Annotated in this window: 15 protein-coding genes and 1 pseudogene; 12 read left to right on the forward strand and 4 right to left on the reverse strand. The window is 69.8% G+C overall.

Features of this window, described 5'->3' with window-relative positions; translation table 11 throughout:
- Positions 1 to 2 precede the first annotated feature (2 nt).
- Positions 3 to 3,200: a DISARM system SNF2-like helicase DrmD gene (drmD, locus tag JQS43_RS10665; RefSeq protein ID WP_239678914.1), complete on the forward strand. Its 3,198-nt coding sequence runs from the start codon at positions 3 to 5 to the stop codon at positions 3,198 to 3,200.
- Positions 3,197 to 7,300 (forward strand): Eco57I restriction-modification methylase domain-containing protein, encoded by a 4,104-nt coding sequence (locus JQS43_RS10670; protein ID WP_239678915.1) that lies wholly within the window; start codon positions 3,197 to 3,199, stop codon positions 7,298 to 7,300. The genes drmD and JQS43_RS10670 overlap by 4 nt, the downstream gene beginning before the upstream one ends.
- Before the next feature lie 20 nt (positions 7,301 to 7,320).
- Here the strand turns inward: JQS43_RS10670 and JQS43_RS10675 are convergent, their stop codons facing one another.
- Together JQS43_RS10675 and JQS43_RS10680 are read right to left on the reverse strand one after the other, a co-directional pair.
- Positions 7,321 to 7,524, reverse strand: a complete 204-nt coding sequence (locus JQS43_RS10675; RefSeq protein WP_239678916.1) for a hypothetical protein — start codon at positions 7,522 to 7,524, stop codon at positions 7,321 to 7,323.
- Positions 7,460 to 8,278, reverse strand: coding sequence for an Rpn family recombination-promoting nuclease/putative transposase (locus JQS43_RS10680; RefSeq protein WP_239678917.1), 819 nt, complete (start codon positions 8,276 to 8,278; stop codon positions 7,460 to 7,462). The genes JQS43_RS10675 and JQS43_RS10680 overlap by 65 nt, the downstream gene beginning before the upstream one ends.
- A 139-nt stretch (positions 8,279 to 8,417) precedes the next feature.
- On the opposite strand from JQS43_RS10680, the gene drmA reads away from it, so the two are divergent.
- The 9 genes and pseudogenes from drmA to JQS43_RS26285 form a co-directional block, all read left to right on the forward strand.
- Positions 8,418 to 12,209 carry a DISARM system helicase DrmA gene (gene drmA, locus JQS43_RS10685; protein WP_239678918.1) on the forward strand — a complete coding sequence of 1,264 codons (3,792 nt, stop codon included), beginning with the start codon at positions 8,418 to 8,420 and terminating at the stop codon, positions 12,207 to 12,209.
- Entirely contained in the window at positions 12,206 to 14,098 is a 1,893-nt protein-coding gene (gene drmB, locus JQS43_RS10690; RefSeq protein ID WP_239678919.1) for a DUF1998 domain-containing protein, read from the forward strand. Before drmA ends, drmB begins: the two co-directional genes overlap by 4 nt.
- Positions 14,095 to 14,832, forward strand: coding sequence for a DISARM system phospholipase D-like protein DrmC (drmC, locus tag JQS43_RS10695; protein WP_239678920.1), 738 nt, complete (start codon positions 14,095 to 14,097; stop codon positions 14,830 to 14,832). The genes drmB and drmC overlap by 4 nt, the downstream gene beginning before the upstream one ends.
- 69 nt (positions 14,833 to 14,901) lie before the next feature.
- Complete coding sequence (locus JQS43_RS10700) at positions 14,902 to 17,043, forward strand: UvrD-helicase domain-containing protein (protein ID WP_239679385.1); 2,142 nt, start codon at positions 14,902 to 14,904, stop codon at positions 17,041 to 17,043.
- Positions 17,040 to 18,701, forward strand: coding sequence for an AIPR family protein (locus tag JQS43_RS10705; RefSeq protein WP_239678921.1), 1,662 nt, complete (start codon positions 17,040 to 17,042; stop codon positions 18,699 to 18,701). Before JQS43_RS10700 ends, JQS43_RS10705 begins: the two co-directional genes overlap by 4 nt.
- Before the next feature lie 86 nt (positions 18,702 to 18,787).
- The gene (locus tag JQS43_RS10710; RefSeq protein ID WP_239678922.1) at positions 18,788 to 19,885 is read left to right on the forward strand and encodes a helix-turn-helix domain-containing protein; all 1,098 of its coding nucleotides are present in this window, start codon (positions 18,788 to 18,790) and stop codon (positions 19,883 to 19,885) included.
- Complete coding sequence (locus JQS43_RS10715) at positions 19,882 to 20,433, forward strand: PIN domain-containing protein (protein ID WP_239678923.1); 552 nt, start codon at positions 19,882 to 19,884, stop codon at positions 20,431 to 20,433. Before JQS43_RS10710 ends, JQS43_RS10715 begins: the two co-directional genes overlap by 4 nt.
- 171 nt (positions 20,434 to 20,604) lie before the next feature.
- The gene (locus tag JQS43_RS10720) at positions 20,605 to 20,817 is read left to right on the forward strand and encodes a DUF3375 family protein (RefSeq protein WP_239678924.1); all 213 of its coding nucleotides are present in this window, start codon (positions 20,605 to 20,607) and stop codon (positions 20,815 to 20,817) included.
- 61 nt (positions 20,818 to 20,878) lie between these two features.
- A pseudogene (locus tag JQS43_RS26285) lies at positions 20,879 to 21,385 on the forward strand (DUF3322 domain-containing protein); the annotation flags it as partial.
- 246 nt (positions 21,386 to 21,631) lie between these two features.
- Here the strand turns inward: JQS43_RS26285 and JQS43_RS10730 are convergent.
- A complete protein-coding gene (locus tag JQS43_RS10730) occupies positions 21,632 to 22,582 on the reverse strand; it encodes an FAD-dependent oxidoreductase (protein ID WP_239678926.1) in 951 nt (316 codons plus the stop codon).
- Between the two features lie 28 nt (positions 22,583 to 22,610).
- Positions 22,611 to 24,248, reverse strand: a complete 1,638-nt coding sequence (locus tag JQS43_RS10735) for a GH39 family glycosyl hydrolase (protein ID WP_239678927.1) — start codon at positions 24,246 to 24,248, stop codon at positions 22,611 to 22,613.
- A gap of 230 nt (positions 24,249 to 24,478) precedes the next feature.
- Here JQS43_RS10735 and JQS43_RS10740 point away from each other — a divergent pair, with 230 nt between their 5' ends.
- The gene (locus tag JQS43_RS10740) at positions 24,479 to 25,555 is read left to right on the forward strand and encodes a BMP family lipoprotein (protein ID WP_239678928.1); all 1,077 of its coding nucleotides are present in this window, start codon (positions 24,479 to 24,481) and stop codon (positions 25,553 to 25,555) included.
- Positions 25,556 to 25,593 lie beyond the last annotated feature (38 nt).

Genomic DNA, 25,593 nt, shown 5'->3' on the forward strand with positions numbered 1-25,593 from the left:
TGGTGGGAAGCGCAGCCATGCAGGTGACGGCTCCGATAGCACAGCAGCCAACGGAGGTTGAGGTCAACGCCCTGGTCGAGGTCCGGGGGCACCGGTGGGTGGTCAGCGGCGTTGATCCTGGCCCGGATCAGGCCAGCACCGTGGTCAGCCTGCAGAGCGTCGAGGACGGGCGGTACGGCGAGACCCTCGAAGTGATCTGGGAGGTCGAGCCCGGCCGCCGGGTGCTGCCGGTGGGCTCGCTGCCTGAGCTGGAGCGCGGCGGGTTCGATCCGCCGCAACGACTCGCCGCCTTTCTCGACGCGGTGCGCTGGTCGGCGGTCACCTCGGCGGACACCACCATGCTCCAGGCGCCGTTCCGCTCCGGGGTGGCGATCGAGAGCTACCAGCTCGAGCCGGTCGCCCGGGCGGTGGCGGCGCCGAACGTGAATCTGCTACTCGCCGACGATGTCGGGCTCGGTAAGACGATCGAGGCCGGGTTGGTCGCGCAGGAGCTGCTGCTGCGCCACCGCGCCCGTACCGTCATGATCGTCTGCCCGGCCGGGCTGACCACGAAGTGGCGCGACGAGATGGCCGACAAGTTCGGCCTCGACTTCACGATCATCGACAGCGAGCAGTGCGCGGCGCTGCGCCGCAGCCACGGCTCGGCCGCGAACCCCTTCCGCAGCTATCCGCTGAGCATCGTCAGCCTGCCGTGGCTGCGCGGACCGAAGGCGCAGCGGCTGCTCGCCGAGGTGCTGCCACCGGAGCACCTGGCCGGCCGGCCGGTCTTCGACCTGCTGATCCTGGACGAGGCGCACCACGTCGCCCCCGCCGCGCCGAAGCAGGAGTACGCGGTGGACTCCCAGCAGACCAAGCTGATGCGCCGGCTGGCGCCGCACTTCGAACACCGGCTGTTCCTGTCCGCCACCCCGCACAACGGCTACCCGAGCTCCTTCACCGCACTGCTGGAGGTGCTGGACCCGCGTCGGTTCGCCCGGGGGGTGCCGCCTGATGACGCGGCGCTCACCGAGACGGTGGTCCGCCGACTCAAGACCAGCATCGTCAACGACGACGGCAGCGCCCGGTTCCGGGAGCGGCGGACCGAGTCGTTGCCGGTCGACTACCCCGACGACGAGCGGGAAGTGCACGCGCTGCTCACCCGGTTCGCCGAGGTGCGCCGCGACAAGCTGCGGGCGCAGCGGGGGCAGCGCGCCACCGACCTGATCACGCTGCTGCTCAAGAAGCGGCTCTTCTCCTCGCCGGCGGCGTTCGCCCACACCGTCGGGGTGTATGCCCAGACGCTGCGGGACCGGGCTTCCGGTGGCAGCGCGGCGCCGCCGCCCCGCTTCGATGAAGACCGGTGGTACGACGAGTTCCTCGACGAGCTGGACACCCTCGACGACGAGCAGCTCGGCGAGGCCGAGGACAGCGCGCTCGGCACCTCAGCCCGGCTGACCCCGGAGGCCGAGGACGACGAGCTCGCGCTGCTGCGGCAGCTGGACACCTGGGCCCGCGCCCACGAGGGCCGCCCGGACGCCAAAGCCCGCGAACTGATCACCTTCCTGGAGAGCGTCTGCCGCCCGGACGGCAAACTGTGGACCAATGAGCGGGTGGTGATCTTCACCGAGTATCGCGACACCCAACAGTGGCTGGAGGGTCTGCTGCGCCAGCACGGCCTGGGGGAGGAGCGGCTGGCCCTGCTCTACGGTGGGATAGCCGCCGACGAGCGGGAGCTGCTGCGGCTGGCGTTCCAGAAGGACCCGGCGGAGCATCCGGTGCGGATCCTGCTCGCCACCGACGCCGCCAGCGAGGGCATCGACCTGCAGAACCACTGCTACCGGCTGGTCAACTACGACATCCCGTTCAACCCCAACAAGCTGGAGCAGCGGATCGGCCGGATCGACCGGTACGGCCAGCGCCACCACCCGCAGATCTACCACTTCGTCGGTGCAGGTTGGCAGCGGCAGGCCGCCAACTCGTACGAGGCGGATCTGGAGTTTCTGTCGAGAGTGGCGAAGAAGGTCGCCTCGATGGAGGAGGACCTGGGCACGGTTAACGCGGTGCTCGCCGACGCCGTGCAACAGCGGATGCTGGGCCGGCTCGACCCCGGCTTCGATGTGGCCGCCGCCCGCCCCCGCCCGTCGAAGCGGCGCGGGGAGCGCGGCAGCGTGGCCGCCGAGCGCAACGTCCGGGAACAGACCGCGCGGCTGCGGGCGGCGGTCGACGAGACCGTCGACCGGCTCGGCGTCACCCCGGCCACCGTGCACCGGGTGGTCGCCACCGCCCTGGACCTGGCCCGCCAACAGCCGCTGCGACCGCACTTGGACGAGCGCCAGCTCACCGAAGGGCTCTACGAGGTGCCGCCACTGACCGGCTCGTGGGCCCGCACCGCCGACGGGCTGATCGACCGGCTGGAGACCGAACGGCGCGGCGTCCCTGTCCAGCGGCCGATCACCTTCGACCAGACGGTGCTGCGCGACCGGGACGAGCAGGATGTCATGCTCGCCCACCTCAACCACCCGCTGGTGGCGATGTCGACTGAGCTGCTGCGGGCGGCGGTGTGGAGCGGCGACACCGGGCTGCACCGGGCGGCCGCGGTGATCAGCGACCATCCGGACCTCACCGAAGGGCCGCTGCTCGCCGCGTACGCCCGGTACGTGCTGGTCGGCGCGGACGGTCTGCGGCTGCACGAGGAGGTGCTCTACGCCGGTGGCTGGCTGCGGCCGGACGGAAGGTTCGCCCGGCTGGAGAATCTGTCCACTCTGGATAGCATCCTGCGGCACGCGCTGGCCCACGGCACCCCGGCCGGCCCCCGCCAGCAGGACCGGTTCGTCACCGCCTGGCCACGCGCCCGCGACGGCCTGGTGGCCGCCCTGAACTGGCGGGTCCGGGACCGGGAGGCGAGCCTGACCAACCAGCTGGACCGCCGCCGCGACAGCGAACACAAGCGGCTGACCGCCAACCTGGACCGGTTCGCCGCCACCCTGCGCGCGAAGCTCGACGACGAGCCGGAGGATGACCTGTTGACCTGGCTGAAGGACCCGAAGGAGCTGGCTCAGGCCCGGGCCGACCGGCGCGGCTGGGAGGAGCGGCTGACCCAGCTCGAACTCGACCGGCCGCGGCAGCTCGCCCGGATCGACGCCCGGTACGCCGAACGCACCCCCCACACCTTCCCGGTCGCGGTGGTGTGCGTGGTGCCGGAACGGGAGGCCACTCGATGACCGCCACCGCCCGCCGGGGCCGCCGCCCCGGGCCACCTCCGACCGATGGCCGGCAGCAGCACCTCGGCTGGCTGGCGATGGTGGAGCCGACCGGTCCGTTCCTCACCCTGCCGGTGCTGCTGCAGGTTTGGCCGACGCTGGATGCGCTGGAGCCGGAGGCCCGGGACAAGCTGCGGGCCGCCCACGACACCTGGCGGACGGATCCGGATGGGGAGGCCACCAGCCTGACCTGGATCTGGCACGTGCTGCGGAACCTGCTCGACTGGCGCGAGGACGTGGAGACCGACCCGGCCGAGCTGGCCACGCTGGCGGCGACCGTGGCCGAGCACGAGGTGACGCTCACCCCGTCGTTCGCGCTGGTGGAGCCGGGGGAGCGGCTCAAGCCGGACGCCTGCCGGCTGCTCGGCCTGATCCTGCCGCCGGGCTCGGCACCCACGGTCCGGCTCGCCGGCGACACCTGGGCCGCCACCCCGGCCGACCGGCTGGCGCATCTCTGCCGGGTGCACGGAGTCGAGCTGGGGCTGGCCACCGACGGTCGCTGGTGGACCCTGGTCTGGGCGCCGCGTGGTGGGGTCACCACCACCGTCACCTTTGACGCGGTGAGCTGGCCGGAGCAGGCCGACCGCGACCTACTCCGGGCGTTCCGGTCGCTGCTGTGCCGGCGACGCTTCTTCAGCGTGCCCGACGACGAGACGCTGATCCCGCTGCTGCGCAAGAGCCTGGAGAACCAGGAGGAGGTCACCGAGGCGCTCGGCGCCCAGGTACGCCGAGCTGTGGAGCTGCTGGTTGACGCGATCGGCCGGTGGGACACCCGCGACCGGCAGGCCGGCGCCGACGGGCTCGGCGACCTGCCGGCGCAGGACGTCTACCGGGGCGCGGTGGCGGTGATGATGCGGGTAGTCTTCCTGCTCTTCGCCGAGGAGCGCGGGCTGCTGCCGGCCGACAACGACCTCTACGCCCAGGCATACTCGGCCGGCCGGCTGGCTGAGCGGCTGGAGCAGCGCGCCCGGGAGGGCAGCGAGGAGCAGTTGGAGCACAGCCACGCCGGCTGGCTGCGGCTGCTGGCCCTGTTCACCGCCGTCCACGGGGGAGTGCGGCACCCCCGGCTGACCCTACCCGCGTACGACGGGTCGATCTTCGACCCGGAGGTCTACCCCTGGCTGGCGCGGGTGCGGGTGGACGACCGCACCATCCTCCACATGCTCCGCTCGGTGCAGTACGTCCAGATCAAGCGGGAGCTACGCCGGCTGTCGTTCCGGGCGCTGGATGTGGAGGAGATCGGCTACGTCTACGAGGGTCTGCTCTCCTTCGAAGGGCGGCGGGCCAGCGACACGGTGGTCGGGCTGATCGGCAAGGCCGGCAAAGAGGAGGAGGTGCCGCTGGCCGCGTTGGAGGCCCACGCGGCCGGAGCCTCGGACCCGGCGGCGCTGGCTGGCCGGCTCGCCGAGGCGTACAAGGACTCGGGCATCGGCACCCTGAAGGCGCTGACCAAGAAGCTCGCGCCGATGGACGAGGCCGAGCGGGCCGAAGCCCTGCGGCGGCTGCTGGCGGTCACCAACGGCGACCTGGCGCTGGCCGAGCGGCTGCTGCCGTTCGCCGGCATCCTCCGCACCGACCTGCGCGGCCTGCCGATGGTCTTCCTGCAGGACTCGCTGTATGTCACCGAGTCGCGGCTGCGCAAGAACACCGGCACCCACTACACGCCACGGTTCCTGGCCGAGCAGGTGGTCGAGGGGGCGCTGGAGCCGCTGGTCTACTCGCCCGGCCCGCTGCAGACCGCCGACAAGGACGCCTGGGTGCTGCGCTCCCCGGCTGAGATCCTGTCCCTGAAGGTCGCCGACATCGCGATGGGGTCGGGGGCGTTTCTGGTCGCCGCCTGCCGCTACCTGGCCGCCAAGTTGGTGGAGGCCCGCGCCAGGGCGGGGGACGAGACGGCCTGGAAGCATCACAACGATGAGTACGGCGAGCGCCCGGCGGTCGACACCGAGGCCGACCCAGTGCTGGTCGCCGCCCGCCGCGAGATCATCGAGCACTGCCTGTACGGGGTGGACATCAACGAGATGGCTGTGGAGATGGCAAAGCTGTCACTGTGGCTGGTCTCGATGGACCCGCACCGCCCGTTCACCTTCCTCGACGACCGGCTGGCGGTCGGCGACTCGCTGCTCGGCATCACCTCGCTGGAGCAGTTGGAGTATCTCCACCTGGACCCGGCCGAGGGCCGGCGCTTGCATGAGGACCCGGACGCCCTCTTCGACGCCACCGGCGACGTGCGGGCGCTCGCGGCCGAGGTGGCGGCGCAGCGGGCCGCGATCGCGGCGCTGCCCGACGACGCTGCCAGCCTGCCCGAGAAACGTCGCCTGCTCGCCGAAGCCGAGGCGAAGACTGAGCAGGCCCGGCTCTACGCCGACCTTGTGGTGGGCGCCGCACTCGCCACCGCCGGCAAAGGTGCCCGGGCACGCGAACAGGTGGCGCTCGAAGCAGCGGAGAAGGCAATGTCGGCCGCCAAGGGCACCCCGGAGGGGCAAGCGAAGGCGCGGGATGCGGCGGATACCTGGCTCGCCACCGACGCCCCTGGTGAAGCCTTCCCCCGTCAACCCCTGCACTGGCCGCTGGTCTTCCCCGAAGTCTTTGCCGATGATGGCGGCTTCGCCGCCATCATCGGCAACCCGCCCTTCCTCGGAGGCAAGAAGATCAGCGGGGCTGCCGGTGGCGCGTATCGTGAGTACATCGTCGGCGCGGTGGGACGAGGTGTGAAGGTCAACGCCGATCTCATCGCCTACTTCGTCCTTCGAGCACACAGCCTTTTGGGGGGCAATGGCCAGGCAGGTCTGATAGCGACCAACACTTTGGCGCAGGGCGACACCCGCGAGGTAGGGCTGGAGCAAATTGTTGCCGCTGGCGTTGAGATTTGGCAAGCGGAGAAGAGTAAACCCTGGCCCGCGCGGTCCGCGGCACTCGAGTATTGCGCAGTCTGGATGACTAATGCGCCGCTGGGTGAGGGTGGACAGCGCCGTATTGACGGCAGGCTTACTAGTCGCATCACGTCGTCGCTCGAAGCCGAATCCCGCGTGAGTGGTAATGCTGAACGGTTGGTAGCTAATCGAGGGGTTGCTTTCCAGGGGTCGATCGTTCTCGGTATGGGATTCGCGATGACTCCCGACATGGCGCGGCTGATGCTGGAGAAAGACGACCGCAATCGGATGGTACTCTTCCCGTACATTGGGGGTGAGGATCTGAATCAGCGTCACGACTGTTCCGCGAGTCGATGGGTGGTCAACTTCGGGGAGCTCGACGAAGGTGAGGCTCGAACTTGGCATGATCCATGGAAGTGGATTGAGGAGCGGGTGAAGCCGGATCGCTTATCGAAGGATGCGAAGAAATATCCGCGGATGGTGCAGGAGTGGTGGAAGTATTGGAATCCGCGCCCGGCCCTCCTCCAGGCAGTTCGAGAGCTTGAGCGAGTTGCCGCGATTGCTCGCCATAGCAAGTCGGTGATGCCGGCGATGGTGCCCACCGGGCAGGTCTACAGCGACGCAACAGTCGTGTTCGCGACGGATGATCTGGCGATGTTGGGGTTGTTGAGCAGTGCACCACACTACTGGTGGGCGATCAGCCGCGCGTCAACCATGAAGGGCGACCTCCGATACACGCCGACGGATGTGTTTGAGACGTTTGCGCGGCCGGAGTTGACTCAGGAGCTGCGAGAGTTGGGTGAGCGGCTGGACACGTACCGGCGGGACAGCGTGATGCTGGCCCGGCAGGCCGGGTTGACCGCCACCTACAACCTGGTCCACGACCCGGCCTGCAAGGACGCCGACATCGCGGAGCTGCGGCGCATCCACGTGGTCATCGACCAGGCGGTGATGCGCGCGTACGGCTGGGATGACCTGGAGCTGGACCACGGGCACCACGAGACCCGGCAGGGCGTTCGCTACACGGTCGGGCCGGTGGTGCGGCAGGAGATCTTGGATCGGTTGCTGGAGCTGAACCACGAGCGCTACGCCGCCGAGGTGGCGGCCGGCCTTCACGACAAGAAGACAGGTGGCAAGCGGGTGCCGAGGCAGGCCGCCGCCGAGCAGGGGAGCCTGTTCGACGTCTGAGCCGTCCCAGGTCCTTTGGCTCAGCTCGTGGGTAGGACCTGGTCGATGGTGTCGGCGGTGAGGGCGCGGGCGGCCCAGTCGCGGAGCTGGTCGCGGGAGGCGGCGTGGATGGCCTGGGTGGCGGGCGGTGGGATTGGGCCGAACTTGACGGTCAGCAGGTCAACGAGCATGGCGGCGCGGCCTCGGGCTTCGCCTTCGGCGCGGAGCATCTCCGCGGTGGTCATGTATGCCTCCTCTGCCTGCGGACCTAGCTGGCTGATCAACTTGTTGCTCAGCGGGTGCCTCGCCCACCACCTCAATGTATCGCAGCATGGAGGTGAACTGGTCGAGCCCGCCGGGTCTGGCTAACACCTCCCGCAACTCCTCCACCCAGGGTTGCAGGTCTTCGGCCAGCCGAGGGTTACCCGCGGCGATCTTCAAGAGCAGTAGCGTGACCCGGACCGGTGGGGTCAGCGGTCGGCGGCGCAGTGCCTGCTCGTCGATGCGGGCCAGGTCGTCGAGCAGGAAGCGGAACTCGGGCAGGAACTCTCTGGCCGCTTCGGCGGTGTCGGGGTCCAGCTGCAGCAGGTCACGCAGCTGGGTGGGGCCGGTCCACCGGCGCCGGTCGTGATGCACCACCAGCGGGATAACCGCCGGCAGCCGGGTGGCGTTGGGGTGCTCGCGCAGGTAGTAGTCCCAGATCCGGACCATGTATTGCAGCATCCGGAACGGCATTAAGGGGTCGGTGCTGCTCTGGTGTTCGATCAGCACGTAGAGGAACGCTTCGCCGCCGGGTGTGGGGGCGGTGAACAGCAGGTCGGAGTGGCGCCACTGGAGCGCGTCGTCGACGAAGCTGGCGGGGACTCGGGCAAGCCGGTCCAGGTGGAGTCGGTCGGTCAGGGCGGGTGGGAGGACGGCTCGTAGCTCGGAGGCGGCGTTGGCGGGTTCGCCCAGGATCCTTCGGAAGACCGCGTCGTGGGGGCCCGACTGGGGTGGCATGACCGCCGAGCATACCCGCACCCCGGGAGAGGTGACCGTTACACTGTGGGATCGGCCGGGGCCGCCGAGAGGCCTAAGCCGGCTGTCGGAGCTGAATGACGAGCCGCTGTGCCACCGCGGAGCAGGGGGAGCCTGTTCGATGTCTGAACCGCACCCGATCCTGGACGTGCCGCAGGAGTTCCAGTCCGCCACGTCCTTCCAGGTGCGCGACGAGCTGGCCGACTATCTGCGCCGGGATCTGCTCGGGCCGTGGGACGGGCCGGAGGAGCAGTTTTCGCCCCGGGCGCGGGGGCCCCGGGACCGCTACCTGGTCGGTGCGCTAGGGCCAAAGTTCAACCCGCGCTCCACACAGGAGGCGGCCGACCGGATGCCCGACGACCTGGGTGCCGACGCCGACACCGAGGACGGGGAGCTGCCGGAGCAGTTCAGTGTGCAGAACGCCGGCCGGCTGTGGGCCTCGTCGATGGGGATGTCGTTCACCGTGTCGGCCGACGTGCCGGCGCTGGCGCTCACCGTGGGCTGGGGGCACTACGACACGGTGGTGCAGGCGACTGAGCACGGCAACCCGCGGGCGGTCTGGACCCGCCGGCCGGTCGAGCATCGGGTGACTGTGCCGCTGGACGGGGCGCCGCAGCGACGGTTCCTGCTCACCAACCCCGGCCCGGAGGATCCGGAGGACGCCCCGGCTGCTACTGAGGTCGCCGACGGCAGCGGCGAAGGGATCTACCTGACCGTCGAGGTGCACAGCCGGCCCAACCCCGGCGGCGAGCCGACCCGGGTGGTGGAGCTGGCGCTGATCAACTCGCAACCGGAGCCGGCCGGCCGGGCCGACGTGGCGTGGCTGTTCCAAGCTGGCCTGCAGGTGAGTGCGCCCGACGGGCAGGCAGCGGTGTTTCTGCCGGTGGACGACCCGCTGGAGGATCTGGCCGAGCACACCACCGACTATGAAGAGCAGCATCTGCGGCTACTCTACCGGCACCAGCTCAGCCACGCCGGCGGTCGCAACGTCGCGGTGGCGGTCGACCGGAGAGACGGCGAGCGCCGGGCCTGGCGGCTGACCACCGACTGGCTGCCCTCCCACGACGTGCCGGCGACGATCGCGCCGCCGCCGGACGAGTCGCCCCACCTGGCCGGGCTGGAGCTGGCGATGGACACCCTCGCCGAGCTGCCGGCCGACGCGCTCGCCGCCGGGCTTAGGCCGTTGGCCGACGGCTACCGGGCCTGGCTGGCCGAGCGGCGGGCCGAGGTGGACAGTCTTCCCGAGCCGTTGCGGCCGGCCGCCCACCGGGCGCTGTATCGGGCCGGCAGCATCGCCGACCGGATCGGCACCGGCATCACGCTGCTCGTCGATGAACCAGAGGCGTTGGAGGCGTTTCGGTTCGCCAACCGGGCGATGGCGCTGCAACGGCGCCACACCACCCTGGCCGGGCTGCGGGAGAGCGAAGGGCTCGACTACCAGACCGCGCGGGACGAGGTGGCGGACATGGGGGCCAAGGTCGCCTCGTGGCGGCCGTTCCAGCTCGCGTTCGTGCTGTTGAACCTGCCGGCGCTGACCGACCCGGCCCACCCGCAGCGGCGCGCCGAGGGCGGCAGCGCCCTTGTGGACCTGCTCTTCTTCCCCACCGGTGGGGGCAAGACCGAGGCGTACCTCGGCCTCACCGCGTACACGTTCGCCGTACGGCGGCGGCAGGGGATGATCGGCGCCGGGGTCGACGCCCGCAACGGCGGGGACGGCATGGCGGTGCTGATGCGCTACACCCTGCGGCTGCTCACCGCGCAGCAGTTCCAGCGGGCGGCGGCGCTGGTGTGCGCGGCGGAGTATCTGCGCCGGGAGGCGGAGCTGACCGACGGCCGTTACGGCACCGAACCGTTCCGGATCGGGCTGTGGGTCGGCAGCGCGGTCGCACCGAACTGGTACGACGAGGCCAAGCGCCAGGTCGACGACGCCCGCACCACCGGCAAGGGGGAGCGGGTCAACGTGCTGCAGGTGCTCGCTTGCCCGTGGTGCGGTGAGCGGCTGCGCGGCGAGCGAGACCTGGACTCACGCGACGACGAACGGCGGGTGCGGTTGTACTGCCCGCGGGGGGAGGGCGCCTTCGCCTGCCCGTTCTCGCGGCGGATGTCGCCGCAGGAAGGGCTGCCGATCCTCACCGTGGACGAGGAGCTGTACCGGTACCCACCCAGCCTGGTGATTGCCACTGTGGACAAGCTGGCCCAGCTGCCGTGGCTCGGCTGCGCCGGTCACCTGTTCGGCGAGGTGCGGCAGCGCTGCCCGCGCCACGGCTACCGGCACCCGGACCTGGACGCCCGCACCGGCTGCCGGGGCCGGCACAACCGCACCGACCGGCTGCCGGCGGTGACCAGCGAGCCGGTGACCCCGCTGCGGCCACCAGATCTGATCATCCAGGACGAGTTGCACCTGATATCCGGGGCGCTGGGCACCACGGTCGGGCTGTTCGAGGCGGCGGTGGACCAGCTGTGCGCCTGGCCGGTGCCGGACCCCGACCAGGGGCAGGTGCGGGCCGGGCCGGTGATCGTCGCTTCCACCGCCACCACCAAGCGGGCCGACGCCCAGGTCCGCGCCCTCTACGGCCGGGAGTTGGCGGTCTTCCCACCGCCGGCGCTGGACGTGGCCGACACCTTCTTCTCCCGGCAGGTGCCGGTGACCCGGCAGCATCCGGGCCGCCGCTACCTCGGGATGTGCGCCCACGGCGTCCGGCTCAAAGCGGCCGAGATCCGGCTCGGCGAGATCCTGCTGCTGGCTGGCCAGACCCTCTTCGACCGGTACGGCAAGCCGGCCGACCCGTACATGACGATGGTCGGCTACTTCAACGCCACCCGGGAGCTGGCCGGGATGCGGCGTTACCTCGACGATGACGTGACCATCCGGGTGCGCCGCAACGGCCGGCAGCGGGGGATCGCCAACCGCATCCACAGCCGCACCGGCCTGCTGAACATCAGCGAGCTGACCTCCCGGATCTCCTCGGCCGACATCGCCGACGTGCTCAAACGGCTGGAGTACGGCTTCGACCCGGCGCTGGACACGTCGGTGCGCCGGGAGGCGCTCGCCACCGAGCTGCGGGCGGCCAAAAAGGACAAGCGTGAGCCGCGGATCCCGGAGCGTGCGGGGCCGATGCCGATGGATGTCGTGCTCGCCACCTCGATGCTGCAGGTCGGGGTGGACGTGTCCCGGTTCGGGCTGATGGTGGTCACCGGGCAGCCGAAGAACACCGCCGAATACATCCAGGCCTCCTCCCGGGTGGGTCGCGACGCCGAGCGACCCGGGCTGGTGGTCACCCTCTACAACTGGTCCCGGCCAAGGGACCTGGCCCACTACGAGCACTTCGGGCACTACCACGCCACCTTCTACCGGCAGGTGGAGGCGCTGTCGGTGACCCCGTACGCCCGTCGGGCGCTGGACCGGGGCACGGCGGCGACCGCGGTGGCGGCGTTGCGGCACGCGGCACCCGAGCACTCGGCCAACGGTGGTGCCGGCCGGATCGAGCTGAGCGGACCGGTGGCTCAGCAGGTCACCGAGCGGCTGCTGGCCCGGGCCCGGGCGGCCGGTGGGGAGCGGGGCCGGGAGTATCTGGCCGAGCGGCTGGCGGTGCTGCGCGACGCCTGGGCGAGCCGGCAGCGGGGCGACTATGCGCTCGGATACGCCGCCCGGCGGGACCCGCAACAGACCTATGTGGGCCTGCTGGACGCTGCCGGTGACGGGCCCTGGCATGTGCTGACCGTGCCCCGGTCGATGCGCGAGACCGAGAACGAGGTCAACCTGCTGGTCTCCGGTGGGGACCTAACCGAGTCGCTGATGGAGGCCCCGGCCTGGGGGTTCAGCCGGGTCGAGGCCGGGTCGGGCGACGAGTCGGATGAACCGGCCGGGGACGAGTTCGGTGAGCCCGCCACCACTCGAGGGGGCCGGTCATGACCCGCCCCAGCGGCCACGGGCGTCGGGTCGGCGCGGTGCGCCCCAGCCACCTGATGTTCACCGCCGGGGTGGGTGGGGTGGTGGACCTGCCCAACTTCTCGGTGCTGGTGCGCGGGCTCGACGAGTGGCGCTACGACCACGACCACGCGCCGCTGCTCGAGCCCCGGCTGCTGGAGGCGGTGCAGAAGCTGCTCGGCCCATCCGTCGCCGAGCTACGGCCGGCGCCGTGGCTGCCCGGCATCGACGACCGGCCCGGCGGCGAGGCGGCCAAGATAGGGGTGCCGGTGGTGCCCTTCCCGCAGTGGCTGCGCTGCACCGCCTGCGACGAGCTCGGCAGCTACCACCCGAGCGTCTGGACGTTCAGCAACGACAAGCCACGCCGGCCCGACCTCGCCTGCTTCCTGCACGCCCAGTGCCCGACCCGGCGCCGCCGCGCCCTGGCGGTGCCAGCCCGGTTCCTGCTCGCCTGCACCGCCGGGCACCTCGACGACTTCCCGTACCTGCTGTTCCTGCACGGCGGCGACGGCTGCCCACAGGCGCCCAACCCGCGGCTGGTGATGCGGGACTTCGGCGGCAACCTGGGTGCCAACGTGCAGCTGGAGTGTGTCAGTTGCCAGGCCCGGCGCAACATCAGCGACGCCATGGGGCAGCGTGGACTGGAGAATCTGCCACGATGCCGGGGCCGGCACCCGCACCTGCAGACCTTTGACCCGGGCGGGTGCGAGGAGCAGGCGCGGCTGCTGGTGGTCGGCGCCTCCAACCAGTGGTTCCCGCAGACCCTGGCCGCGCTGGCGGTCCCGAAGCCCTCCGGCGGCCGGCTGGACGATGAGGTGGAGAAGGCCTGGGGCACCCTCAGCACGGTCACCGATCCGTCGGTGCTGAAGACACTGTGGACCATCCCGACCTTCTCAAAGTTGCGGGAGTGGACCGACACGCAGGTGTGGGAGGCGATCGAGCGGCGCCGCGGCGCGGCGACCCCGGCTCCGGGCCCGGCGGGGCACCCGGACCTGCGTACCGCCGAGTGGCAGATCTTCACCGCCGACCAGCAACCGCCGGTGACCGAGGACTTCGCGGTGCGGCGCGACCCGGCCGGGGTGCCGGCGACGCTGGCCGGCCTCTTCGCCGACGTACTGGAGGTGGAGCGGCTGCGGGAGGTGCGGGCGCTGGTCGGCTTCACCCGGCTCGACGCCCCCGACCCGGACGACCCGGAGCCGGGGCGGCGGCGGGTCCGGCTCGGCCGGGGCGACCGGCCCAGCTGGGTGCCGGCGAGCGAGGTCCGGGGCGAAGGGATCTTCCTGCGGGTCAACGAGGAGCTGATCGCCGGCTGGGCGGAGGAGGCCGCCGGCTCTGCGGCGATCGCCGCCCACCGGGAGGCGTACCAGCGGTTCCAGCACAACCGCTACTCCGGCCGGTTGCCGGTCGACTTCGATCCGCTGCGTAACTGGCCCGGGCCCCGATATCTTGCCCTGCACACGCTGTCGCACCTGCTGATCCGGACCATCGCGCTGGAGTGCGGCTACAGCTCGGCCAGCCTGGGCGAGCGGATCTACGCCCGGCCGCCCGACGACGGCGACCCACGGGCAGGAATCCTGATCTACACCGCGGTTCCCGACGCCGAAGGCACCCTGGGCGGGCTGGTGTCGCTGGCCGAGCCGGAGCCGCTGGAACGGCTGGTGCGCCGCGCGTTGGCCGACGCCCGGCGCTGCTCATCGGACCCGCTCTGCGGGCAGCGGCTGCCGCAGCGGCCGGCAGACTTCCTGCACGGCGCCGCCTGCCACGTGTGCCTGTTCGTCTCCGAGACCACCTGCGAGCGCGGCAACCGGTTCCTGGACCGGCGGTTCGTGGTGCCGGTCGACGACCCGAAGCTGGCGCTGGTGCCGGAGCTGTGAACGCCGCGTTCGAGACGGCGTCGGCCGCGCTCGCCGCCGAGCTGGGGCCGGACCGGCTGCGGCGGCTCGCGGAGGCGATCGAGGCCGGTGAGCCCCGATATGCGCTGAGCGCCATCGGTCTCGATCATCCGGCGGTGGCCCAGCTGTTGGCAGTGTTGGACGCTGGGCCGCCGGAGCTCGCCGCCAGCTATCTGCGCGGGCTCGCCGCCGGCTACGCCCACCGGGCCGCGGCGGTGAGCGCGGAGCTGGTGTGGACGGGGCCGACCACCTTCGACGTCCCGGTGCGCTCGACCGCCCAGGTGCTCGCCGACCTGGTGGATCAGGCGGCCTCGGAGCTGATCTTGGTCACCTATGCCGCTCGGCCCCACCCACCGTTGCTGGCAGCGCTCGCCGCCGCCACGGACCGGGGAGTGTCAGTGTGGATCGTGGTCGAGACGCTCGGCGGGGCGGGCAGCGCGCTGCAGGGCGAGCAGCCGGCGAAGGCCTTCGCCGACCTGCCGAAGATTCCGCTGTTTACCTGGGCGATCGACCGCCGACCGGACGGTGCCCGGATGCACGCGAAGCTGGTCGTCGCCGACGAACGGGTTTTGTTCGTCAGCAGCGCCAACCTCACCGCCGCCGGTATCGGCAGCAACGTCGAAGCAGGTCTGCTGGTCAGCGGCGGGCCGGCGGCGCGTCGCGCAGCCGAACATCTGCGTGCGATGCGGCGTCACGGCCTGCTTGTCCGAATCTAACCGTCAGGGCTACCCTTCGTCAGCGGGACGTGTCGAGCAGTCAAGATCCGGAGGTGGCGGCGGGTGGGGATGACCATCGTGCTGGCCGAGAATCTGCACCGCGCCCTGTCCGATCTCGACAGCTCGGCCCGAAAGCGCGTGGTGGACTTCCTGATCAAGCTTCAGGTCGAGCCCCACGCCAGCGGTGTGAGACTCAAGGCGATCAAGAACCCTCGCGACCGCCGGGTCCGCACCGCCCGGGTCACCGACGACCTGCGGGCGGTGCTGCTCCACCTCGGGGACTCGATGTACATGGTGCAGACAGTGTTGCCCCACGACGATGCCTACCGCTACGCCGAGCAGGTCACCCTCACTCTCAACCCGGCGACCGGGGCGGTGGAGGCGCTCGAGACCGCCCGGATCAGCGACCGGGTCGAGCAGGTGGTGGCCGCGCCGAGACAACGCGTGACCGACCAGCCGCCGCTTCTGGCGCACGTGGTCGACCGCGACTATCAGCGGCTGGGCGTCAACGAGGAGCTGGTGCCGGCGCTGCGCACCCTGGTCGACGAGGCGGACCTGTTGGAGCTGGTGGAGCCGCTGCCGCCGCTGCAGCGCGACGTTCTGCTGTCGCTCGTGGACCGTTCACCCGAGCAGGTGTACGCGGACTTGATCGCCCCGATCGAGGCGCCGACGGTGAGCGATGACATTCCCACCGCGCTGGCAAGCCCGGTCAACCAGGCGGCGTACCTGGTGGTGACCGACGCCGCCGAGCTGAAGGACGCACTGGCCTGGCCGATGGACCGGTGGCGGACCTACCTGCACCCGAGCCAGCGCAGCCTGGCGTACCCACTGAAGCCGTACTCCGGCCCGGTGCGGGTGACCGGCGGCCCCGGGACCGGGAAGACCGTGGTGGCGGTGCACCGGGCGGTGTCGCTGGCACGGGCAGCCGAGCCGGGCGAGCGGATCCTGCTCACCACCTATGGGAACACCCTCGCCCGGGCGCTGGGAGAGCTGCTGGAGCGTCTCGGCGGCAAGGTGGTCCGGGACTTGGTCGACGTGGTGACGACCGACAAGCTGGCCCGGCGGGTGCTGGTTGACGCGGGGCGTACGGTGCCCTCACCTCTGAATGACGCGGACTGCCTCGCTGCGCTACGTGGCTTCGTGGCCCGGACCGGCAGCGAGCTGGACCCGCAGTTGCTGCGCGACGAGTGGTATCGGATCATCCTGGATCTCGACCTGACCAGCAAGGAGAGTTATCTGGCGGCGCACCGGCCCCGGATGCGGCGACTCTCGCTGCGCCAGCGGGAACAGGTGTGGGAGGTGCTGGCGGGCTTCACCGAGTGGCTCGCCGAGCATCGCCAGACGACCTTTCCGCAGGTGACCAACGAGGCTGCGGCGGTGGTCAGTGGCTGGGAGACCAAGCCCTACCGGCACGTGGTCGTCGATGAGGCGCAGGACATGACCGTCGGGCAGTGGCGGTTGTTGCGGGCGGTAGTGCCCGAGGCGACCGACGATATGTTCCTTGTCGGCGACGCGCATCAGCGCATTTATGGGCGGTACGTGGTGCTGAGTCACCACGGCATCCACACTCGCGGCCGGAGCCGTCGGCTGACTATCAGCTACCGGACGACTCGGGAGATCGCCCGGGGCGGGCTGGCGTTGCTTAAGGGCCATCACTACGACGATCTCGACGGCGGCGACGACACCTTGGACAGCTATCGGGCGTTGACGCGGGGGCCGGTGCCGATTGTGGCCGGCTACCCGACTCTTGCGGCGGAGCTGGGGGCACTAGCTGAGCAGGTGGTGGCGTGGCGGGATGTCGGGGTCACCATGGCTGACATCGCGGTGGGCGTTCGTACCCACCAGATCGCTGAGCAGGTGACTGCAGCGTTCGCCGATCGTGGCATCCCGGCGGCGGTCGTCACCCCCGAGACCTACGATGCCCAGGGGGCAGTACACGTGATGACCGTTTACCGGCTCAAAGGACTGGAGTACCGCTGCGTCGCGATCGCCGGCATGTCTGAAGGCGTAGTCCCGCCAAAGAGCATGATCGCAGCCGTTGGCGACGACCCTCAAGCCCAGCGGTACCTGCACGACGAAGAGAGGGCAAGGGTCTTCGTAGCCGCCACCCGCCCACGAGAGGCGCTGTGGGTCTCCTGGCATGGACAGCCGAGCCCGCTGGTCCTGCCGCTGGTGATGATGTTCAAAACGCCGAACCAGGAGTGCGCATGAGTCTGCAGGTCACTCAGGTTGCCGCAAAAATCGAGCGGGACTATCAAGACCTGATCGATCTCTCCGACGTGGGGGCGCACGCTCAACGGGCACACTTGCACACCCGGGGACTCGCCGCGTTGGCGGTGCAGATGGTGACCGGTCGAGACCCGGTCGACGCATCCGCCGCGATCGTCGATGGCGGCGACGACAACGGCATCGATGCGATCTGGGTTGACGAGGCCACTCCGTGGATCGTTCTGGTTCAGTCGAAGTGGCGTCAGCACGGTAGGGGCGGGATCGACCTTGGTGACATGCACAAGTTCGTCGACGGGCTTAAGGCTCTGACCGAGGAACGCTTCGAACGGTTCAATGCCAAGGTTAAGCCCTTCGCGGCGCAGCTCACCGCGGCCCTGCGGGAGGTGAACCTCCGCATCACCGTCGTCGTCGTGACCACTGGGGCGTCCACGCTCGGTGAGCACAGCCAGCGCGTCTTCGACGACGTCGCCGAGCAGATGAACGATCCGACCGAGCAGGTTGAGTTGCGGGTTCTCGGGCTCGCGGAGGTGCACCGGTTCCTGGTCGAAGGTATGCGGGTGCAGGCAGATGTTGACGTGACCCTGGCAAACTGGGGACCGCTCGACGGACCGTATCAGGCTTTCTACGGTGCGGCATCCGCCAGCGAGGTGGCCGGCTGGTATGAGCAGCACGGTGACCGGCTGTTCGACGGGAACATCCGCCGCGCCCTCGGACTGACTTCAGCCAACCGGTCGATCGTTGCGACCCTACGCAAGACTCCGGGCCACTTCTGGTACTTCAACAATGGCATTACCGTGCTGTGCCAGAAGATTGAGAAGACCGCTGCGGGCGGGGTCATGAGGACCTTCGGCCAGTTCAGCCTCACCGGCATCACCGTAGTCAACGGAGCCCAGACGGTCGCCAGCATTGCTGAGGCCGCCCGGCATGATCCGGCCGTGGTCGAGCAGGCGCAGGTCCTGGTTCGGCTCATCTCGCTCGATGACGTCGCGGCTGACTTTGGCGAACAGGTCACCCGCGCCACCAACACCCAAAACACTGTCGAGGCCCGCGACTTTGTGGCGCTGGACTCGCTCCAGAGCACCCTCAGGGAGGATTTCGCACTTCGCCTCGGTAAGCGGTACTCGGTCAAACGGGGCGAGGACCAGCCGGTCGGAGCGGAGGGGTGCTCGGTGGTTGAGGCGGCGGACGCGCTGGCGTGCGCCCACCCGGACCCGTCGTTCGCGGTGCTCGCCAAGCGCGAACGGGGCATGCTGCTGGAGACCGGGGACGGCTATTATCGCCAGTTGTTTACCTCAGATCTCGCCGCCGAGCTGTTGTGGCGCCACGTGGAGGTGCTACGGCTGGTCGACGCAGTACTGGCTGAGCGGAAGACCGAACTGGCGGGCCGAGCGAAGACAGTGGCGGTTCACGGAAACCGGCTGACTGCCCATCTGGTTTTCCGGGCAATGGCGGCAACCGATGAACCGGACGAGCGCACCGACCGCGGGGTGAGGGACCTGACGCGCGTGATGCTTGGCCACCTGATTGACGAGGTGGAAGCGGCGTTTCCGGACAACTACGTGACCAGCCTGTTCAAGAACACAACGAAGTGCCGCCAGCTCGCCACCGTCATTCAGGGCCGGATGGCCATGGCCGGGTGAAGGTCTTGCCGTTTCGCTAGCTCCGGCTCGCCACCAGTCTGCCAGCTGGCAAGACAGCGAAGCGGCAAGTGTGCGATTATCGCACCATGGCCGACTCCGGTGAGTGGATCATGATTGGGGAGCTGGTGCGGCAGGCTCGCCGCGGCGCCGGCTTGTCTCAGGACGAGTTGGCTCGAGAAGTGGCGTTGGATCGCACCATGATCGCGAAGATCGAGGCCGGGAGTCGACGGATAGACGCGATGGAGCTGATCCGGATCGCGGGCGCGCTTGACGTGCCGGTCGACTACCTGCTCGAACCTCGGCCGTCAGTCATCTCCCACCGAGCAGACTTGCTAGCCGACGACAGCGATACGGAGTTCGACCGTAGCGCGCAGCGGCTCGAGGTAGTCCTGACCGGGTGGCTCCGTGACATCCGGCAGATGGTTGACGGGGGTTCACTTCGCCCGAGCCCACCGGTGCACTATCCCGGCCGGATCGAGACCCAGGCCGACGGGCGCGAGGCTGCCCGCTGGCTGCGCCGGGTACGCAAGATCGATAACGAGCCGATCGAGAGCCTACTGGACTTCAACGAGCGCAGCGGACAGTATGTTCTCGTTACCCCGTTGGAGGGGGACGGCGCCTCACTGATTGAAGGTGACCTTGCGGTGGCGGTCGTCAGCGCCAGCGGCAACCCGGGTCGGCGACGGGCCACCGCGGCACACGAACTGGGGCACCTGGTGCTGGGCGACGAGTACGCCACCGATCTCGCGGTGCACCTGTCCCGGGACGACCGGGAGGCAGTCGTGAATGCCTTCGCGGCCGAACTGCTCCTACCTGCCAGCGCTTTCGGAGCTCGGGGTGATTCGGACGCTCGGATCCGTGAAGAGCTCGTCGGATTGGCTGCTCGGTACCGCACCTCATGGTCACTGGCCCTCCGGCAGGCCGAGCAGGCAGGCTGGCTTGACCCTTCGACCCGGATCAGGTGGGGCCAGATCACCCCCACGAGAGCCGAGTTCCTCGACGCGGTTGGCTGGGCTCCTCAGCCCGACCTCGACGCTCTCCGAGTGCCGCCCGGGTATTCGCATGCGGTCCTCGACGCCTGGCGGCGTGACCTGATCACTGACGCTCGCGCAATTGAGCTCCTTCACGGAACGATCAAGCCCGAGGACTTGCCGCCGCGTAGTGACGCTGGGCTCGCTCCGTGAGCGTGATTCCCCTCGGCTCCAGCCAACTGCTCATCTTCGACACCATGATCCTTAGCCATTTTGCACTGGCAGATCGCTTGGACGTGCTGGGTGAACTCCTCCTGGGACAGCCATGCGCCACCACCACTGTGGTGCTTGACGAACTCCGGACCGGAGCGAAGACGCGGCCTGAGCTAGCAGGTGCACTGGAACTGGAGTGGGTGCGTCAACTTCCACTGGACCGGCCGGGTGAGATCAAGAGCTTCGGAGTATGGGTGCGGAGGCTCGGTGCCACCGGACGCGACCTGGGGGAAGCCAGTGTGTTCGCGGCCGCCGAACACAACGGCGCCGTGGCGATAACTGACGACCGGAGCGCCACCCGGGTGGGTCGTGCCTACCGTCTATCGGTTCACGGCACCATCTGGCTGCTGGTCCGGGCTTGCGGGGCTGGCAAGCTGACGGAAGCTGCCGCTGGCACCCTCGTCGAGGCACTGCGTGCGACCGGGCATCGTCTTCCCTGCACGGGGACGGAGTTTCCCCGATACGTCCGCCAGCACGGTCTTCTCTAGCGGGAGACCAAGCCCCATCCCATCCACGCTCCGGCGTGGGTGGAAGGGTGTCTTAGCCGGACTCCCCGATGCGGTGATGTAGGCTGGAACCTCCATAAAGGGGCACTCGCCGTGAGAGCGGCTACTGCCCCTCTCTTTTTGCCGGTCGGGCTGGGCTGCGGCGGAAGGAGCGTGACCTTGCAGTACGAGGAGATCGCCGCGCTGCGCAAGCACAGCCCGGCGTGGCGGCTGCTCTGCGCCGACAACGCGCCGCTGGTGCTGAGCTTCCTGCACCGGGTCTTCGTCGAGGGCAATGCCCGCTCGGTGACCGCGACCGAGCTGACGCCTCGGTCGGGCTGGTCGACAACACGGCAGAGGGCGACTGCTCGCGGCTGCATGGCATGACCATCGAAGAGTATCGAGAGCGCCGGCTCGCCCACGCTGCGGCACAGGCGGCCACGCCGGCATGACCGCCTGGACCACACCGGCCGATGTCGAGGCCAAGCTCCGCCGGCAGTGGGAGAGCGGGCGAGCGCTCGCCGCGTACGGCGAAGGCGCCGCCTGGCAGCCGCTCGGTATCCCGCTGCGGGGCCCGACCGCCGCAGAGCTGGCGGCGGATCTGGAACGGGCCCGCGGCTGGGCGGCGAGCTGGCAACGCGTCGCCAGCCGGCTCGGACGCCTGGAGTACAAGACTGTCGGCGGGCGGCTCATCGGTGCCAATCAGCTGCCCGGCAGGCTGTGGGTCGACAGCTACGCCCAACTCTTGTCAGCGCTGGGAAGGCAGCAGCAGGCCGAGTGGTTCGCCGCGCAGGTCGCGGCCGCGAGGGCCGAGACTCCCCGGCTGGTCGATTGGCTGCTGCGACGTCCGTTGCGGGTGCTCGAACACCAGCCACAGTGGTCCCGCCTGGTCGCGACCGTACAGTGGATCGATATCCACGTCGATGGCAGCCAGTATCTCCGGCAGCTGGATGTGCCCGGAGTGGATACCAAATTCATCGACAACCACCGGGCAGTGCTGGTTGCGCTGCTCGACGCTCAGCTGGACCCGGACCGGGTCGACCAGTCGCAGCCCCGCGGCGACATCGCCGCCCGGTACGATTCCGGCGCCGGCCCCAGTACGCCCGGCTGCGCACCCTCGATGAGCGACCGCTGCCGGGAGGGTTCAGCGAGTTTACGCTCCGGCTGGGGGAGTTTCGCGCGAGCGGGCGGGTCAACCTGGCTACGTGCCGGACGCCAGCTCGGCGGCTTCGCGGGCACAGCCCCAGGAGAGCGTGACCCCGCCGCCGCCGTGGCCGTAGTTGTGGATGATCCGGCCGGCCGGGCGGTCCTCGACCGCCAGCCGGACCTCGGGGCGGGCCGGGCGCAGCCCCACCCGTTCCGCCAGCACCGGGGCGCCGGCGAGCGCCGGCACCAGCTCGACGCTGTCGGCGAGGATCCGGGCGGTGATCGACGGGTCGGGGGTGGGGTCGCTGCGGTCCGGTTCGGCGGTGCCGCCGAGCACCACAGTGTCCCGGTGCGGCAGCACATACTTCAGCCAGGGGGACGCGCCGGGGTGTTCGCTGACGAACTCGTCGATGCCCGGATTTTCGACCACCACCACCTGGCCGCGGACCGGCCGCAGGCCCGGGTCGGGGACCAGCTCCCGGGCGCCGATCCCGGCGCAGTTGACCACCAGCGGCGCCACCGTGAGGGCGTCGGCCAGGTCGGTGACGAGGCCCGGTTCGATCCGGCCGCCGGCGGCGCGGAGCCGGTCAGCCAGGTAGCCGAGGTAGATAGGCATCTCGACCAGCACCGAACCGAACCGCCACCCGACCTCGTACCCGTGGGGAAGGTCCGCCGGCGGGCACGGCACCGCGGCCACCGTCTCGGTCCAGGCTGGCGGCGCGATCGCGGTCGGGGCGAGAACAACCCCGTTGGTGCGGCGTACGCCGGTGGTCGGCTGGTCGGCGAGCGTGCGCAGCTCGGTGAGCGTGGCGGCACCCCAGGCGGTGACCTTGTCGACCGGCCGCACCAGGTAGGGCATCCAGAGCGCACCGGCGACCGCGGAGGTGGTGCGGGCCGGCTCCGTGGCGGTGCGCACGGTCACCCGTCGCCCGGTCTCGGCCAGGCACACCGCGGTGGTCAGCCCGCTGACCCCGGCGCCTACGACCAGTACGTCGACCTCAGCCACGCGGGTCAGCGTACCTGTGGTGTCGGGTTTAGGCCGACTGCCGCAGCGACATCACCGCCCACGGCCCGAGTTCGACATCCAGGTCGAGTACGCCGGTGTCGGAGACGGTGATCGTGAACCGGCGCAGCGCGTCGGCGACGCCGCTCAGATGCGCGTGTTCGGCCCGGGAGAGGTTGCGGGGCGACCCGAGCTGGTGGTGGGCTTCAGCCACGTTCCCGTGTGCCCAATCGAGAATCTCGACCAGAAAGGTACGGCCGGGTTCGAGGCCGCCGATCGTGTGGCGGATCCGGCGGCTCGGCCCGACCTCGGCGAGCGGCCGGGTCTGTTCGTACGAGTCTGCCGAGCCGACAGCGCGCTTGCCCATGTCGGCGGGGTAGTTGAAGAAGACCGCGGCGACCGCGGACGTCTCGCTGTTCCGGGTCACGGCCCCGGCCGGTGTCTTGAGGAGCAGCCGGTCGCCGAGCTGGTGGAGCATCGCGAACGCATGGTAGGTGGGTTTGTGGATGCCCCCTTCGGTCAGCAGGCCGAAGCCGCCGTGGAATGGGCCGATCCCGGCGCCGCCCTCCTCGAAGATGTCGGTGAAGGTCCAGTAGGAGATCGAGTCGGCGAGGCTGGCGCACTGTAGGTACGCCCGGGTGATGTAGGTGGCGGCGAAGACCGTGTCGTGGATGGCGTCGCGGGACGACGGCGAGGTCGACCACTCCGAGATGTGGATCTCGGCTTCGGGGTAGGGGCTACTCGCCACGATCTTCCGGAGCAGGGCCAGGTCGTCGGCGGTCGCGTCGACATACCGGGAGATCGGCACCGCGTCGCCGTCGGCTCCGAAGGCATAGTCGGTCGGGTACGTGTGGGTCGAGATGAAGTCGATCGGGAGGTCACGCTCGGCGCACCAGCTGAGGAAGTCCTCGATCCAGACCGGGCGCCAGTCGAGGGCGTCCACGTCGGTCGCGGCGGCCGTCTCGTGCATCGCGGCGCGATCCTCCACCTCGCCCTGATATCTGGCGTCCGGCACGAACACGCTCGTCGCCGGCCCGCCAACCTTCAACTCGGCATCGATAGTTTTGATCGCCGTCACGGTGTGCCGGTAGAGCTCGAAGTATTCGGTCTTCGTCCCGGTCCAGAAGTGGGGGACCAGGTTCGGCTCGTTCCACACCTCGAACCGCCACCGCCGGACCTCGGCGAGGCCGTAGCGGTCGATCCAGTGTGAAACCGACCTGGTGACCAGCTCCACCCAGCGGTCCATGTCTTTGGGTGGGCTGCAGTGAGCTCCCCACCAGAAGACCGTCTCGGTCTTGGTCGCGAGCTCCCGCGGCATGAAGCCCAACTCTACGAACGGTTTGGCGCCGGTGTCGAGGATGAAGTCGAAGACCTTGTCTACATAGCTGAACGTGTAGATCGGGGAAGCCAGTGGTCGGTCGGGGCCGAAACCGCCGCCGTGAGCCTCCCGGTAGACGAACATGTCGTCGTGGAAGATCCCGTGGAACCGGATGTAGCGAAACCCCAGGTTATCGACGACCTCCGCGAACTGTTGCTGCCAGTCGGCGCGTAGGGCCTCGTTTGCCCGGCCGGCGCCGACACACTCGGACCAGATGTGCCGGAGCGGGGTCTCCGCCCGCACCTCGCCGTCGATCCGGATCGGGGGCTGGTGGGCACCGTCGTGGGTCATACGATCACTCCTGCTCGCAGAAGACGTGGCAGGAAGTAATTGTTTCAGGGTGGCCACGTCCGCGCAGTGGGGCTCGGCGGTCGAGCGCGAGCCGTCACCGGGCATAGATCACGGCGGGATAACAGGTCGTCAACGTCTTGGTCGGCGGGTGTCAGAGTTACGGGTCAGTAGGCGTAAGGTGCGGCGAAGTGTGTCGCCGGTCCGGCGGCGGCGTCGGGAAGGGGAGCCTCGTGCACAGTGGGCGTTGGAAGCGGGCCTTTGCGCTGGTCGTAGGGGGTGGGCTGGTGCTGAGCGCCGCCGCGTGCGGCGAGGCGCCGGACGAGGAGGAGAGCCCGGCGGCGGCCGGTGACTACCGTGCGTGCATGGTGACCGACATCGGTGGCATCGACGACCGCTCGTTCAACACCTCCGCCTGGGCCGGGTTGGAGGGTGCGGCGGCGGCCGAGTCGGACATCGAGATCGACTACGTCGCCTCCGGCGCGGAGGCCGACTACATCCCGAACCTGGAGGGCTACGTCCAGGAGGACTGCGACTTCATCCTGGCGGTCGGCGGGCTGATGTTCAGCCAGACCCAGCAGGTGGCGGCGGACCACCCGGAGCGGCAGTTCGGCATCGTCGACGCCGACGTCGGGGAGCCGAATGTCTACCCGATGCAGTTCGACACCGCCCAGGCCGCGTTCCTCGCCGGCTACCTGGCGGCCGGCTACACCACCAGCGGCATCGTCGCCACCTACGGGGGCGAGAAGATCGGGCCGGTGACCATCTTCATGGACGGCTTCGCCGACGGGGTGGCGCACTACAACGATGTCAAGGACGCCGACGTCGAGGTGTTGGGCTGGGACAAAGATGCCCAGGATGGTTCCTTCACCGACAGCTTCACCGACCAGGGGGCGGGCCGGGCGTTGTCGGACGCGTTCATCGCCCAGGGCGCCGATGTGGTCATGCCGGTGGCCGGCGGGGCCGGTCTCGGCACCGCCGACGGCGCGCTGGAGACCGAGGAGTACGCGGTGATCTGGGTGGACGTTGACGGTTGCGAGAGCGCCCAGCAGTACTGCTCGACCTTCCTCACCACCGTGGTCAAGAACATGCCGATGGCGGTCGAGGGCGCCGTGCTGGAGGCATACGGGTCCGATGACCTGGCCACCGGCGAGTTCTACGGCACGCTGGAGAACGACGGGGTTTCGATCGCGCCTTACCACGAGTTCGAGGACGAGATCGACGACGAACTGAAGGCCGAGGTGGACCAGCTCCGGCAGGACATCATCGACGGCACGATCGTGGTCGAGTCCCCGGCGCAGCCGCGTTGAGCCGGGGGTTGCGCTGAAACTGGAGCTGCGCGGCGTCA

The organism is Natronosporangium hydrolyticum (assembly GCF_016925615.1).
Classification (GTDB): Bacteria; Actinomycetota; Actinomycetes; order Mycobacteriales; family Micromonosporaceae; genus Natronosporangium; species Natronosporangium hydrolyticum.

Excerpts from the sequence above, each read along its gene's own strand:
- JQS43_RS10670 (WP_239678915.1), top strand. The coding sequence starts at position 3,197 with ATGACCGCCACCGCCCGCCGGGGCCGCCGCCCCGGGCCACCTCCGACC.
- JQS43_RS10735 (WP_239678927.1), bottom strand. The coding sequence starts at position 24,248 with ATGACCCACGACGGTGCCCACCAGCCCCCGATCCGGATCGACGGCGAG.
- JQS43_RS10705 (WP_239678921.1), top strand. The coding sequence starts at position 17,040 with ATGAGTCTGCAGGTCACTCAGGTTGCCGCAAAAATCGAGCGGGACTAT.
- drmB (WP_239678919.1), top strand. The coding sequence starts at position 12,206 with ATGACCCGCCCCAGCGGCCACGGGCGTCGGGTCGGCGCGGTGCGCCCC.
- JQS43_RS10710 (WP_239678922.1), top strand. The coding sequence starts at position 18,788 with ATGGCCGACTCCGGTGAGTGGATCATGATTGGGGAGCTGGTGCGGCAG.
- JQS43_RS10680 (WP_239678917.1), bottom strand. The coding sequence starts at position 8,278 with ATGCCACCCCAGTCGGGCCCCCACGACGCGGTCTTCCGAAGGATCCTG.
- JQS43_RS10700 (WP_239679385.1), top strand. The coding sequence starts at position 14,902 with ATGACCATCGTGCTGGCCGAGAATCTGCACCGCGCCCTGTCCGATCTC.
- drmA (WP_239678918.1), top strand. The coding sequence starts at position 8,418 with ATGTCTGAACCGCACCCGATCCTGGACGTGCCGCAGGAGTTCCAGTCC.
- JQS43_RS10675 (WP_239678916.1), bottom strand. The coding sequence starts at position 7,524 with ATGACCACCGCGGAGATGCTCCGCGCCGAAGGCGAAGCCCGAGGCCGC.